This is a genomic window from Marinomonas sp. 5E14-1, from assembly GCF_039939215.1.
GTDB lineage: Bacteria > Pseudomonadota > Gammaproteobacteria > Pseudomonadales > Marinomonadaceae > Marinomonas.
The window spans coordinates 104,693-118,081 of the sequence record NZ_JBDXMW010000004.1; the positions used below are offsets into that span (position 1 = coordinate 104,693).

At 44.0% G+C, this 13,389-nt stretch carries 12 protein-coding genes; 9 read left to right on the forward strand and 3 right to left on the reverse strand.

Annotated features, from left to right (window positions below):
- Positions 1–23: 23 nt before the first annotated feature.
- The 7 genes from thiO (at position 24) to ABFY09_RS04855 (ending at position 5,858) form a co-directional block, all read left to right on the forward strand.
- Positions 24–1,043 (forward strand): glycine oxidase ThiO, encoded by a 1,020-nt coding sequence (gene thiO, locus ABFY09_RS04825; RefSeq protein WP_347983166.1) that lies wholly within the window; start codon positions 24–26, stop codon positions 1,041–1,043.
- Positions 1,040–1,240, forward strand: a complete 201-nt coding sequence (gene thiS / locus ABFY09_RS04830; protein WP_347983167.1) for a sulfur carrier protein ThiS — start codon at positions 1,040–1,042, stop codon at positions 1,238–1,240. Before thiO ends, thiS begins: the two co-directional genes overlap by 4 nt.
- Before the next feature lie 2 nt (positions 1,241–1,242).
- Positions 1,243–2,016 carry a thiazole synthase gene (locus tag ABFY09_RS04835; protein WP_347983168.1) on the forward strand — a complete coding sequence of 258 codons (774 nt, stop codon included), beginning with the start codon at positions 1,243–1,245 and terminating at the stop codon, positions 2,014–2,016.
- Between the two features lie 4 nt (positions 2,017–2,020).
- Positions 2,021–2,644 carry a thiamine phosphate synthase gene (locus tag ABFY09_RS04840; RefSeq protein ID WP_347983169.1) on the forward strand — a complete coding sequence of 208 codons (624 nt, stop codon included), beginning with the start codon at positions 2,021–2,023 and terminating at the stop codon, positions 2,642–2,644.
- Positions 2,641–3,600, forward strand: a complete 960-nt coding sequence (locus tag ABFY09_RS04845) for a HesA/MoeB/ThiF family protein (RefSeq protein ID WP_347983170.1) — start codon at positions 2,641–2,643, stop codon at positions 3,598–3,600. Before ABFY09_RS04840 ends, ABFY09_RS04845 begins: the two co-directional genes overlap by 4 nt.
- Before the next feature lie 67 nt (positions 3,601–3,667).
- On the forward strand, positions 3,668–4,426 hold the full coding sequence (gene tenA, locus ABFY09_RS04850) for a thiaminase II (protein WP_347983171.1): 759 nt from the start codon (positions 3,668–3,670) through the stop codon (positions 4,424–4,426).
- Positions 4,419–5,858 carry a sodium:solute symporter gene (locus ABFY09_RS04855; RefSeq protein WP_347983172.1) on the forward strand — a complete coding sequence of 480 codons (1,440 nt, stop codon included), beginning with the start codon at positions 4,419–4,421 and terminating at the stop codon, positions 5,856–5,858. Before tenA ends, ABFY09_RS04855 begins: the two co-directional genes overlap by 8 nt.
- 244 nt (positions 5,859–6,102) lie before the next feature.
- Here the strand turns inward: ABFY09_RS04855 and ABFY09_RS04860 are convergent, their stop codons facing one another.
- The 3 genes from ABFY09_RS04860 to ABFY09_RS04870 form a co-directional block, all read right to left on the reverse strand.
- Positions 6,103–6,738 carry an ATP-binding cassette domain-containing protein gene (locus ABFY09_RS04860; protein ID WP_347983173.1) on the reverse strand — a complete coding sequence of 212 codons (636 nt, stop codon included), beginning with the start codon at positions 6,736–6,738 and terminating at the stop codon, positions 6,103–6,105.
- Positions 6,726–8,459, reverse strand: a complete 1,734-nt coding sequence (locus ABFY09_RS04865) for an ABC transporter permease (protein ID WP_347983174.1) — start codon at positions 8,457–8,459, stop codon at positions 6,726–6,728. The genes ABFY09_RS04860 and ABFY09_RS04865 overlap by 13 nt, the downstream gene beginning before the upstream one ends.
- A gap of 84 nt (positions 8,460–8,543) precedes the next feature.
- The gene (locus tag ABFY09_RS04870) at positions 8,544–9,740 is read right to left on the reverse strand and encodes an ABC transporter substrate-binding protein (protein WP_347983175.1); all 1,197 of its coding nucleotides are present in this window, start codon (positions 9,738–9,740) and stop codon (positions 8,544–8,546) included.
- A gap of 171 nt (positions 9,741–9,911) precedes the next feature.
- Here ABFY09_RS04870 and ABFY09_RS04875 point away from each other — a divergent pair, with 171 nt between their 5' ends.
- Together ABFY09_RS04875 and ABFY09_RS04880 are read left to right on the forward strand one after the other, a co-directional pair.
- Complete coding sequence (locus ABFY09_RS04875; protein WP_347983176.1) at positions 9,912–11,054, forward strand: succinylglutamate desuccinylase/aspartoacylase family protein; 1,143 nt, start codon at positions 9,912–9,914, stop codon at positions 11,052–11,054.
- Positions 11,055–11,065: 11 nt separating this feature from the next.
- Positions 11,066–13,375 (forward strand): ATP-dependent helicase, encoded by a 2,310-nt coding sequence (locus tag ABFY09_RS04880; protein WP_347983177.1) that lies wholly within the window; start codon positions 11,066–11,068, stop codon positions 13,373–13,375.
- Positions 13,376–13,389 lie beyond the last annotated feature (14 nt).

The window sequence follows — 13,389 nt, forward strand, 5'->3', positions numbered from 1 at the left end:
GCAGAAAGCCAGTGGGAGAAAAAATGAGCGCATTTAAGGATCAAATTATTGTGCTGGGAGCCGGTGTAGCTGGCCTTTGTGTGGCGACGGAATTGGTTGAGCGAGGCATCATGCCAACGGTCATTGATCGTCAATCCGACCCCGGCCCAGAGTCTTGCTCTTGGTGGGCCGGTGGCATGCTCGCGCCATATTGTGAAGTGGAAAGTGCTGAAGAAGCCGTGCTGCGTTATGGCAAAAAAGCAGCGACTTGGTGGCAGAAACATACAGGGATTGTAGAGCATAAAGGTTCTTTGGTATTGGCCTCACCAAGAGATCAAGCTGACTTACAGCGTTTTGCAAATCGAACTCAAGCTTACGATGTCTTGGATGCTGACAAGATAGCAGAATTGGAGCCAGATTTAGCCGGACGATTTTCTCGTGCTTTGTATTATGGTGAAGAAGCGCATTTATCTCCCCGAGATGCGTTACGAGCACTGAAAAGTAAATTGATACAACAAGGCGTTGAATTCATTTACCAAAATGCGGAGCCAGAAGTTTTGGCCAAAGACGGTTTGGTGATTGATTGCCGTGGTATTAAAGCCAAAGCTGAGCTAGATGGATTGCGTGGCGTTAAGGGAGAAATGCTAGTTTTACGTTGCCCAGAAGTCCAGCTTTCAAGGCCTGTGCGCTTACTACATCCTCGTATTCCTTTGTACATAGTTCCCCGTGGTGATGGCGTTTACATGTTGGGTGCCACCATGGTGGAAAGCAGTGCCAAACAACATGCTTCTGTCCGTTCTGTCATGGAATTATTAAATGCCGCTTATGCATTAAATCCTGCATTTGGAGAGGCAGAGATTCTGGAGATAGGCGTCGATAGCCGACCAGCATTCTTGGACAACCTTCCTCGTATACATCATCAAGGGCAAATCATTCGTGCCAATGGTTTGTATCGCCATGGCTTCTTACTCGCGCCAACACTGGCAAAAATGGTGGCGGATTATCTAGATCAAGGTATTGAGTCTGAATGGCTTGATACGCACAGAAAGGATTTTTATATATGAAAAAAATACAAGTGAATAGCGTAGATACAACTTGCCAAGCGGATAGCTTGTTGGATCTGTTGATTGAGCTTGGGTATGCCGATGATGTGGTTGCGACCGCTGTAAATGGTGATTTCGTTGCCCAAGGCAATCGAGTCAACACGCACATAAAAGAAGGCGACCGCATTGAAGTGCTGGCACCTATGCAAGGAGGTTGATCATGAGAGATTTTTACGGCGTGCAATTAGAAACGCCTTTCATGCTGGGAACCGCACAATATCCTTCGCCAGCGATTTTAGCCAAAGCCTTTACGCACAGCAAAGCCAGCGTAGCAACGGTTTCATTACGCCGTGAAGCCAGTAGTGACAAAGCAGGGCAAGATTTTTGGCGTTTGATTCAAGACTTGAATGTGCATGTTTTACCAAATACAGCAGGTTGCCATACAGTGAAAGAAGCCGTAACTACCGCCCATATGGCGAGGGAAGTCTTTGGAACACCTTGGATCAAGCTAGAAGTGATTGGTGAAGAAGACACCTTGCAGCCAGACGTATTTGGCTTGGTAGAAGCCGCCAAGATCCTCACCGAAGAAGGCTTTCAAGTCTTCCCTTACACCACAGAAGATTTGGTGGTAGCGGATAAATTGGTCAACGCCGGTTGTCGCGTATTAATGCCGTGGGGCGCACCGATTGGCTCTGGCATGGGATTAAACAACGTGTTTGGTTTGCGTGCGCTACGGGCGCATTTTCCAGAGATTCCATTAGTTGTAGACGCAGGCTTAGGTTTACCCAGCCAAGCTGCACAAGCCATGGAGCTTGGGATGGATGCGATTTTATTGAATACGGCCGTTTCCAAAGCGGGTGATCCAGCCATGATGGCAGACGCCTTTGCCAGTGCTATTCGCGCAGGGCAGTTGGCGGCAAAAGCAGACCCTATGGTGCCACGTGATATGGCATCACCTTCTACGCCTGTTTTAGGCAAAGCCTTTTTGGATTGATGTGATGAGACAACTAAGCCGTTTTTACCCAATTTTTGACAGCAGTGAATGGATTGAGCGTTTGGTGCCTCTTGGCATCAAGCTGGTTCAACTACGTATGAAAGATTGCACAGAAGCCCATTTACGCGAAGAAATTCAAAAAGCCAAAGCCGTTTGTGATCAACATGGCTGCGCTCTTGTGATTAACGATTATTGGCAACTGGCCATTGAATTGGGTTGTGAATGGATTCACCTTGGCCAAGAAGATTTGGATACGGCTGACATAGAGGAAATCAAACAAGCAGGACTGAAAATCGGCATCAGCACCCATGACGAAGCAGAGCTAGCAAGAGCGTGCCAATTGTCGCCAGACTACATTGCCCTTGGGCCTGTGTATCCGACCATTTTGAAAAAGATGAAATGGCACCAGCAAGGTCTTGAAAGAGTGACCGAATGGAAAGAGAAACTGGATCGAATACCGCTGGTGGCGATTGGCGGAATGTCTGTCGAACGAGCTAAGGGCGCATTTGACGCGGGTGCAGACATTGTTGCCGCCGTGACGGACATTACTTTGCATGCTGATCCAGAAGCGCGAATCAAAGCGTGGCTACAGGTGAGTGCCGATGAATCGGACGAGGTGAGTGCATGAGTCGTTATAAACGCCAAACATGTTTGCCAGAAGTTGGCGAAACAGGTCAGCAAGCTCTTGCTTCTGCGCGAGTTCTTGTTGTTGGTGCGGGTGGCTTAGGTTGTGCTGTGCTGCCTTATCTTGTTGGGGCTGGTGTTGGCGAGATTACCTTGGTCGATGGGGACGTGGTGTCTCTGTCAAACTTGCATCGGCAAATATTGTATCGAGAAGCGGACGTTGATTTATCAAAAGTTGAATGCGCCAAACGTCACCTTAATGGACTCAATAATGACTGTGTGATTACCACTCACTTTACCGCCTTAACACCCAGCAATGTAGCGACTTTGTGCGATGGCATGGATATGGTCTTAGATTGTGCTGATAACTTTGCAGTGAGTTATACCTTGTCGGATCACTGTCATCTTCATCACGTGAAATTAGTGTCTGCTTCCGCCTTGGGGTTTGAAGGCTATGTGGGAGGATTTTGTGGCGGTAAACCCTCGTTAAGAGCGGTATTTCCAGAGCTGCCACAGCGAGCAAAAAACTGTTCATCGGCTGGCGTTATGGGGCCAGTGGTTGGTGTTTTGGGGTCGTTACAAGCTCAGTTCGCTCTGAATGTTTTATTAGATGTTGAACCTTCTCCTCTTGGGCAACTCGTTTCTATGGATTTACGCCATTCTCGTCAAAGCCATTTTCGTTTTGATGATGCCCCAGAGCCACCGCCTGAGCATTATTTAGGCTTCATCAGCAAAGAACACATTACAGATCAAGATTGGGTGGTGGATTTTCGCTCGACCTCTTTAGATGAATTTGAGCAGCAGCAATTTCAACTTCAACCTCAATCTCAATCAAGCACGACACAGCGCGCTGTGCTGGTCTGCCGAACAGGGCTGACTGCATGGCGTGCGGCACGAAAATTACAAACTTATTGGCAAGGCGAAATAAGGCTGATTGCACTGGGTGACGACCCTCTGTAATGACTGTTTAGCCGCTCAATAAAACTCCCTTAACTCTTTATTAAACAAAATAAAGCGATCATAGATTATGACGAATAAAATACCAAATTACGGAAAGACATTTGCTCTTATGCGAGACGGTTGCACGCCAGAATGGCGTGACTACATTGACCACAATTTTGTAAAAGGCTTGGCGGATGGCTCTTTGCCACAAGCGTCTTTTTTACATTATATGGCTCAAGATTATGTTTACCTCGTGCATTACGCCCGCGCTTGGGCTTTGGGCGTGGTGAAAGCGGAATCGCCAGAAGAAATGAAACTGTGCGCTGCCACAGTGGATTCATTAATCAACCATGAATTCTCCTTACACATTCAAACTTGTGCCGCTCAAGGCATTAGTGAAGAAGCGTTGTTTAACGCGAAAGAAGAATTAGAAACCATTGCTTATACACGTTATGTATTGGATTCCGGTTTACAAGGGGACTTTTTAGATTTGATCTTAGCCCTTGCGCCTTGTGCGTTTGGTTATGGGGAAATTGGCCTGCGTTTAAAAGAAAGTGTTTACGAAGGCCACCCTTATGAAAAATGGATCAATACCTACTGCGGTGACGCCTTTCAAGAAGTGTGCGTTGAAGTAGGGCGATTAGTCGACTTGGCGATCAGCACACGCATTGGTGACAACCCAACACAAAGCCCTCGCTGGGCGAAAATGCAAGCGCGTTTTACCAAAGCCGTAGAGCTTGAAGCCGAGTTCTGGGAAATGGGTTTTAGAGCCGGAAACAAAGGAGAAGGGTACAAAGTAGAAGGAAGTAAAGAAGAAGGTAAAAAAGGAGAGAAACATGCTTGATTCACAAGCGGCCGTTCTTTGGCTTGTATTATTTGCCGTAATTTTTGCTGTGGCAGGATTACTATTTGCACGCCGTCACCAAGAAGGCTTGGAAGATTTTATAGTGGCGCGTAACAGCCAAACCAGCCAAGCCACTGTGCTGACATTGTTGGCAACCACTATGGGAACTTGGGTATTGTTTGGCCCAGCCGAATCCGCTACTTGGGGTGGTATTGGCGCGATCTTAGGCTATGCCTTAGGTGTGTTAGTGCCCAGTTTCTTAATGATTCCGCTAGGCACAAGAATTCGCCAATTGATGCCAACAGGCCATACGTTAACAGAATTTGTTTACGCTCGTTATGGCCGCAGTGTTTATGTTGTTGTGCTCTTTATCATGTTGTTTTACCTGTTCATTAGTCTGACGGCGGGTCTTACCGGTATTGCCCAAATGGTTGCCTTGTTAGCGCCAGTCCCGCTTTGGGTGACGGCCAGCATCGTGATGTTATCTACTTTGCTTTATACCTTGTATGGTGGCTTAAAAGTAACGATTTTTACTGATCGTATTCAAATGCTTGTTATCTTGCCTTTTATCTTATTGATTCTGTTTTTAGGCTGGCAAGCAACGGGTGGTATTGCGCCTGTCATTTCTGGATTACAGGAAAAAGCGCCGCATTTATTAAACCCATTTGACAGTACAGGTATGGAAACAGGAGTAACTTTCTTCTTGGCGGTGTGTCTGACGGGGCTATTTTATCAAGGCACATGGCAACGCATCTTTGCCGCTAGAGACAATAAAGTGATTCGTAATGGCTTTATTTATAGCGGACTAATCAGCTTTCCCATCATCTTGGCACTGGGGGTATTTGGTTTGGCGTTTGTTGGCTTGTCTGTTTCCGGAACAGGTTCTACTGCCTTGTTTAGCGTGATGTTAGGCAGTGCGCCTTATTGGTTGCTCGTTGGAATGATCTTCTTTGGTCTGGCGTTAATCATGAGCAGTGCGGATTCGACGATCAGTGGATTCCACAGTATGTTCATTGTGGATTTAAATCGTCTCTTTTCTGGTCTTAAAGGAGATAAATTGGCCGTGGTATCCCGCTGGTTGATTGTCGCAATTTCGATTCTAGCCTTAATCGTCGCATCCAAAGGCTTCAGTATTTTGTACCTTTTCTTACTGGCGGATTTACTCTGCTGTGCCGCGGCGTTCCCTGTGTTTTTTGGATTCTACAATGCTCGTTACCAAAGCTACCATGCGTTACTGAGCTTAATCAGTGGCTTAGTAGCTGGCTTTATTTACTTCCCATTACCAGGTGAGCCGATTGCCTTCTTGTATGAGTCTTTCCTATTGGCAACACTGGTGCCAGTTGGTGTCTCATTGGTGTTGATGCTATTGCCAAGCAAAAAAGCATTCGATTTCTCATTGGTCACTAAAAAAATCAAACAGCTAAGTAACTAACCTGTGTTACCTGCTTTTTAAGTGTTTGTAAAAAGCACATTGGCTCTAGGGCTGATGTGTTTTTTCGTGTTCCCACACTCCAGCGTGGGAACACGAAAGGCCTTTGACTGTATTTATCCATTGTACTGTGCAGGCATTTGGAAATGACATTCCTTCTCGAAACTTCCTTTATCAAAAAGTCGCCCACCTCAGCGGAATGTTATATTTCAAAGCTCTCAAATGGTAGCAGAAGGCGAGAAGGCGATTACTCCGCGGCTTCTATTTCCAAACATTTCCCTTCCATGGCTTTGGCGTCTTCTGCGTCATGAGTAACGAGTAGTGCTGGAATATTGGCGTGTCTTATCTCGGCGAGTACGAATGTTCTTACATCGCGTCTTAGTGCTGGATCAAGTTTACTGAAAGGCTCGTCTAATAATAAAAAGTCTGGTTTTGCCAATAAGGTTCGCAATAAGGCAACACGAGCTTGTTGTCCGCCAGAGAGTTGCTTGGGTAATGAATGGGCTTTGTCCGGCATGTTCAGCTTTTCCAATGCTTGGTAGGCTAAATCCTGTCGCTCTTGTTTTTTGATTTCTGGAGGAATAGCAAACAGTAAGTTTTCCAAAATACTCATGTGAGGGAAAAGCAGTGGCATTTGCTGCAATAGTCCGACTTTACGAGATTGAATGCTTTGGTTGTGCAAGGTGTTATTGTCCAAAAGCACGTTACCGGTAGCGGTTAATGTTGGTGAAAGCGTGCCACTTAAATAATGTAATAAGCTGGATTTACCAATACCACTTGGGCCCATTAGGGAGAGTACTTGGCCTTTTTCAATAGTGAAGCTCAAGTCTTTGATGAGTACTTTGTTTTTTGTGGATAGAGTAAAAGCGTTTACGCTGAGCATTTTTTATCCTTACTAAAAAAGCATTTTATGGTGAGTCGCCATTTTGTCCATCGAGAAGGAATTACTTGCGCAAACCAAAATACGATAACAGGGAATAAAGCTTGCAGTAGTGCCATGCTGCCCACTTTTTTTCGATCACCAGAGGCCGCAAGCGCGACAGCTTCTGTGGTTAACGTGCTGTGTCGCCCCTCGCCAGCAATCAGAGTTGGTAAGTATTGAGCGATGCTGACAGAAAATCCCATAGCAAAAGCGGTGAACAAAGCGGGCTTTAGCATCGCAAGTTTAATGGTTACATAATGTCGCCATGGGTAATAATTAAGACGATTTGCCTGCTGTAAATATTGCTCATTGTAGGCTAAATAAGGCCCTTTTAATGTGAGATAGACATAAGGTAAAACATACATAAGGTGCAAGGCGATGATGGCGCATAAGCTGCCGTTGAGATCGAGATAAATCAATAACACATGAAGACCAAATAAAAAGCCTATTTGGGGCAATAATATAGGCACATAAATCAGCCAATCGAAGGCGTGGTGTTCAGAAGGTGTTGCGGATTTTGCGCAACTTAAGCGTTTAATTTCCAGCATGATAAGGCTAAATACACCGGCAATTAGTGTGGCGATAACAGCAATGATGAGCGTATTACTGGCTAGTTCGAGTAAAAGCGGTGTGGCGCGCTCAATGTTATTCCATGTCCATGTTGATGGTAGGGCATCAGGAAAACGCCAACGTTTGGCGACAGACCATAATGGCAAAAGAAGTAAGGCCGCAAAGGCGCTTAGTAAAGTGATTAAGCCAAGTACCACGCCACTGCCAAGTAAATTATCTGAGAAGCCGCAGCGTCTTCCATTACTGCGTTCATAACGAGTGAGATGGCTGAGTAATTTATGCATGATCTCCCAGCCAGCCAAGGTAAATACAATCACCAACATAAGAAAAACGGCGCCAGCGCTGCCCATCAGACGCATGGATAAATCAGGGTCATTAAACCAACGGTACAGTGTAATGGCTAAAGTGGAAGGTGTGTTAGGCCCAATCACGAGAGCCAAGTCAACCACTGTTAAACTAAAGGCAATGACAATAAAAATAGGTAGACGAATAATAGGATAGAGCTGAGGTATGAGTACTTTGCGCCATAATGTTAATCGGCCATAACCTAAGGCTTGGCAGGCTTGTATTGTTTCTCTGGCTTGAATGCTTTTCATTGCTGCCATCATGACAAACAACAAATAGGGCATTTCCTTGATGACAAGGGCAAAAATAAGAGATAAAGAATAAGGATCTTGAACAGTGATCCAGTTTGGTGGTCTTTCAAACCCTGTTAGCCAAGGGCTAAATAAACGTATTAGCCAACCTGAGGGGCTGAGAAGAAATAACAAGCCAATGGCGATGGCGGCATGAGGGATGGCTAAGATAGGAGATAAGAAGGCTTCGATTTTTTTGAAGAAAGGGCGTTGGTACCCCCAAGCTAATAATGATAAAGCCAACCAAAGTGATAATAGTGGGCCACCGATTCCAGATATTAAGGTAAGTTTTAAGCTGGCATAAAATTCACCTTGAGCAAGCATGTTTCGCCATGGATCAAGAGAAAAAGTGTATTCGCCTAATGGTGGGAAAAACTGAAAAGCGGGTAGTAAGGTGCCAATCAGTCCCATGAAAATAGGTAAGACCAGAAATAAGGCAATAAAAACAGTAATCCATTTTGTGTGTTTGAGTGGCATTTTTGATCTTAATATTCTGCGTTTAATACGAAATTTATTGTTTAAAGTAGAGTGGCTTAGAGCATCACTCTACTTTATGAGTGACTACTGAGCGTAGCGTTTACGCCATTCTTTTTCGAGCGCTTCAACCCAGCTACTATGAGGCTCTGGGAGTGTGTCGCCAAGTTCTTCAATACTTAATGTGGCGATGCCGCGAGGTAAATTATCAAACTTTTTTTGATCTTCTGCGGACAGTTTTTTGTAAGACAATACGCTTAGATCCCCCCAAACGGTTGGTGTTTGCTTATAAATTTGTGCTTCAGGAGATAATAAGAAGTTAGCGACAATCTGGGCACCTGCTTTTACACCACTGTTATAGGGAATTGCCAAAAAGTGAGTATTGCCGATTGTACCATTTTCAAATACATAGGTGCGTACAGTGTCTGGTAAATTACCTTGGTCTATTTGTACGGATGCACCAGAAACATCAAAATTGATAGCGATGTCAATTTCTTGGTCATCTAAGAGACGCATCATTCCTTCCGCGCTGGATGGGAAGTTCTGACCTTTACGCCAAGCAACTTGATGAAGCTCATCAAGGTAGGCCCATAAAGGCGCTGTAATCGCGTCAAAATCGACGGTATCAACCGGTTTAGAAAGTTCTTGTTTATGGACGCTGGTTTCGTATAGGGCTTGTTTTAGAAAGGTTACCCCTAAATATTGAGGCGGTTCTGGATAGGTAATACGGCCAGGGTTTTCTTTGGCGTATTTTAAAAGTTGTTGCATGGATTTTGGCGGGTTATTCAGTGTTGCTGTGTCGTATAAAAATACGATCTGCGCCATTCCCCAAGGAGATTCCATGCCATCTACTTGCGTACCAAAATCTTGCGTTAAGCTTTGACGAGCATTTTCATCTACAAATTGTGAATAGTTAGGTAATTCTTGGCTAAAAGGGCCGAACAGCAAGTCGTTGTCTTTCATTGCTCGGAAGTTTTCGCCATTGATCCAAATTAGATCGACAGAACCTTTGTTGTGTTTGTTTGCGGCTTTTTCGGCTAAAACTCGGCTTACTGCATCGGATGTATCGGTGAGTTTTACGTGTTTTAAAGTTACTTTATACTCGTCTTTGATGCGTTTAGCCGCCCACTGAATATAAGCATTAATATTATCCGCTCCGCCCCATGCATTGAAATACACTGTTTGCCCTTTGGCTTCATCAAGTGTGTCTTGCCAAGCGGCATTGGCAAAGAAACTGGATACAGTGAAAATGGCAGACAAGGCCAACATTAATGTTCTTTTCATTATTTTTCCTTAGGTATTTGCTTTTACTATAGGACATTAGACGGGAAGATGGTTCCAGTTCTTACAGTATTTTGATGATTTTTAATAAGTTTTTTATTCATATGTGTTTTTAGCGTAGTATATTGCAAGCTCAAAATAAGGTGAGTTGGTCTTAATTGTTTTCGGAGTGTTATGTCTTTTCAAATATATTCCCACGTCTTACCTAGCGCAACACCAGGCACTCAAAGAACCTTAAAAGCTCATCATTTTGGTGAAGCGGGTACTCGCCCTAAAGTCTATTTTCAAGCAGGTCTTCATGCTGACGAATGGCCTGGTTTTTTAGTTTTAAATCGATTGATCAAAATGCTGAAAAAAGCGGATGAAGCTGGTTTGATTAAAGGCGAAGTCATCATTGTTCCTGTGGCGAACCCAATAGGATTAGCTCAGAATTTTCATGGATATATTCCAGGGCGTTTTGCTTTTTCCGATGGTGGTGGGAATTTTAACCGAAATTGGCCACAGTTAGGCAGTAAAGTTGAAAAGCGTGTTAAGGGGGAAATCAAAGGTGATACGTTAGAAAATGTGTCATTGGTACGCTGTGCAATTCATCAAGAGCTTGCTTTGTTACCTGAAAATACTGAGCTTCAGGGTATGAAGAAAACCTTGTTAGCTTTATCGATGGATTCTGATGAAATCATCGATTTACACTGTTCTGGTGAAGCCTCTATGCATGCCTATGTGGCACAAGAATTTGAAGATTACTTTAAACCCTTGTTGGCGTTATTAGATGCCAAAGTCGGTCTATCTGAGCTAAATACAGGCGCTTCTTCATTTGACGAAACAAACGTCAGTGTTTGGCGTGAATTGAAAGCCCATTATGCACATCTAATACCTTGGGGGAGCCGCTCACTGACATTAGAATTGCGCGGTGAAAATGATATATCTAATGAGTTTGCTCACCAAGATGCATCTGCTTTGTTTGATTATCTAGTTTTGCGTGGCGTTATTGATGGTGAAGAGCCTGAAATTGATGATAGCCAAGTGGAATATTACCCTCTTGACGCGATGGATTTGGTAAAAGCTCCTTGTGCGGGAATTGTTTGCTATCACAAATCTATTGGTGATGAAGTGGAAGAAGGTGAGGTGATTGGTGAGGTAGTGAATTTAATGGATGACGATATTGAGTCATCCAGTTACCCTTTGGTTTCCAGAACGAATGGTGTTTTTTTCGCGAGAGTACAGCGTCGTTTGGTCGTTTGTGGCGAGTCTATTGCGAAAATTGCAGGTAGAGAGCATCTTGCTTTTCGTGAAATTGGTCACTTATTTGAAGATTAGGCTCCATTATTTTGACTCAAGAACAGGATAAATCTGAGCTACAAGCTTCGTTGACCGATGAGCAGCTACGCGTTGTAAAGCATGACTTAATGACCCCATCAAAAGTGATTGCTGTTGCTGGTGCGGGGAAAACAACCACTTTAATTTCACGGATAGAGTACCTTTTAGCACAAGGTGTTGACCCCTCTCATATTGGCGTTTTTATGTTCAATAAAAGCGCCCAAGAAGAGTTCTCTGAGCGTCTAGGTAAGCATTTGATGAATTCTGGGTATTTGCGCTCGCCGAGTGTAATGACGTTTCATTCGTTTGGTATGAAGCTTTGCCGCCGCCTAGAGCAACAAGGTTGGTTAGCCTCAGCCAAATTACTTACGGACGATTTTAGTCTAGTAAAAATGCTACGTGAGGCATTACAGCGACTTATTCGAAAAGGCGAAAAAATTGCCATTCAAGATGAGAAAGACTGGCTAGAAGATGTACTGCTTTTTATTGATCAAGTGAAAGCTTCAGATAAAGCATCAAAGGAAGTTTTTGATGCTTTAGGTTGGTCGAAAGAGCGCCAGTTTTTTCCTGCTTTATATGATGAATTAGAAGCACTTCGAAAACGCAATAATATACGTTTTTTTGCGGATTTATTAAGCGACCCTTATGACTTATTAAATAGGATTGATGATTCTCAAAGAGTGCAAATTCGAGGTTTAGTGCCTGAATTTCGTTATTTATTGATCGATGAATTTCAGGACATTAACCCTTGCCAATATGAGCTACTTAAGACGCTTTACCCAAAGCCGTGCCAATGGATGATTGTGGGTGATGTGCAACAATGTATTTATGAATGGCGTGGCGCCAGTCCTGAGATTATGGCAACTCAATTTGATGCTGATTTTGAAGCAGTTGAACACTATCCTCTGAGCACCAGCTTTCGCTTTGGGCATACTGTTGGCCTAATGGCATCGAGCGTGATTAGTGAGAATGACTCTGAGGCGATGGTAATTGGTGCCGGCGCTTTAACACGAGTGTCATTTGCTCGTGCGCCTAAAATAGGCAAGGCATTGCTTGGTGAGTTAAAAGCTTGGTTGGAAGAAGGAAAAAGCCTCCATGACTCCGCTGTTTTGGTGCGTTTATACAGCGATATGGTGCCGATTCAATTGGCATTGATGCACAAAGGCGTTCCATATCAACTGCATGGCGACTCTCCTTTATTGGAAAACCGCCAGATTCGCATGTTAATGGCCTATCTTGCTGTGATGGCTGGCGGATTAGAAAGCCCAAGTGCCTTTTTTCATGCCGACGATATTGAATATTTGCTCACGGTGCCTAGTTTAGGAGGTTCTGTAGCACAGCGAAAAGTACTTATTCAGCAAGCCAAACAATCTCCGCATTTGCTGCCTCAAATTATTGAGAGTTTAGGGGATTCAAACGATGGCTGGCGAGCGAAGAAACTTTATGAGCGAGCGGATTGGTTACGCAGTTTAGCGATTTATCGATCGGACCCCGCTCAAGGTTTGGCGCATACATTAGAAAAGCTCGGTATTTATCGATACTTCGAAAGCACGAGTAATAAAGATATCCAGACACAAGAGAAAATCGCCACCTGTGATGCGTTTATGGCTTATGTTCGAGGCGTTGGCGGAGACGCGGAAAGTATTTTGTCTCAATTGTCTCAGCTTAATGAACGTCAAGTAGACGTGAGTCATGGTATCCATTTGATGACGATTCATAAATCCAAAGGTTTGGAATTTGACCAAGTGCTTTTATCAGGGTTAAGGGAAGGGCGTTTTCCTTATTATGATGAGGATTTAAGCAGTATTGATAAGCAGGCAGCTCAGGCCATGGCGTCAGAGCGTAGATTATTCTATGTGGCCATTACTCGTGCGCGCCAAAAGTTGGTCTTATTGGAAACTCCAACGAAAGACGAAGCTACAATTTTGCAGCGAGGAGACATTCCAAGAGCTGATTTAAAAAACTTGTCTTTATCGCGTTTTGTATTTGAATCTCAGCCTTATGTTGTTCAATTGATTGATAAAAATTGGCATAATGGTTGCAATAATGCTGAGCCGATTGATACTTTGAAAGGAAGTGTTTTTCAGCATTATTTAAGTAAGGTTTTATCATCACCCAAACTAGCGTTTCGCTCTCGTGTAGAAGAAGAGAGCCTTTTAAAATCAGGAGACAAGGTGCGTCATGATCAATACGGTCAAGGCGTTGTTGTAAGGCAGGAGCAAGATGGTAAGCAAATGATTTGTGTGGATTTCGGTGAACAAGGATTAAAACGTTTTAATCCGAAGTACACGACCTTGATAAAGATATCTTCACGAACCTGATTTTAAAAGGAGAA

What these genes read in the sequence shown, in the direction of transcription:
- thiO (WP_347983166.1), top strand. Translation starts at nt 24, where the DNA reads ATGAGCGCATTTAAGGATCAAATTATTGTGCTGGGAGCCGGTGTAGCT.
- thiS (WP_347983167.1), top strand. Translation starts at nt 1,040, where the DNA reads ATGAAAAAAATACAAGTGAATAGCGTAGATACAACTTGCCAAGCGGAT.
- ABFY09_RS04835 (WP_347983168.1), top strand. Translation starts at nt 1,243, where the DNA reads ATGAGAGATTTTTACGGCGTGCAATTAGAAACGCCTTTCATGCTGGGA.
- ABFY09_RS04840 (WP_347983169.1), top strand. Translation starts at nt 2,021, where the DNA reads ATGAGACAACTAAGCCGTTTTTACCCAATTTTTGACAGCAGTGAATGG.
- ABFY09_RS04845 (WP_347983170.1), top strand. Translation starts at nt 2,641, where the DNA reads ATGAGTCGTTATAAACGCCAAACATGTTTGCCAGAAGTTGGCGAAACA.
- tenA (WP_347983171.1), top strand. Translation starts at nt 3,668, where the DNA reads ATGACGAATAAAATACCAAATTACGGAAAGACATTTGCTCTTATGCGA.
- ABFY09_RS04855 (WP_347983172.1), top strand. Translation starts at nt 4,419, where the DNA reads ATGCTTGATTCACAAGCGGCCGTTCTTTGGCTTGTATTATTTGCCGTA.
- ABFY09_RS04860 (WP_347983173.1), bottom strand. Translation starts at nt 6,738, where the DNA reads ATGCTCAGCGTAAACGCTTTTACTCTATCCACAAAAAACAAAGTACTC.
- ABFY09_RS04865 (WP_347983174.1), bottom strand. Translation starts at nt 8,459, where the DNA reads ATGCCACTCAAACACACAAAATGGATTACTGTTTTTATTGCCTTATTT.
- ABFY09_RS04870 (WP_347983175.1), bottom strand. Translation starts at nt 9,740, where the DNA reads ATGAAAAGAACATTAATGTTGGCCTTGTCTGCCATTTTCACTGTATCC.
- ABFY09_RS04875 (WP_347983176.1), top strand. Translation starts at nt 9,912, where the DNA reads ATGTCTTTTCAAATATATTCCCACGTCTTACCTAGCGCAACACCAGGC.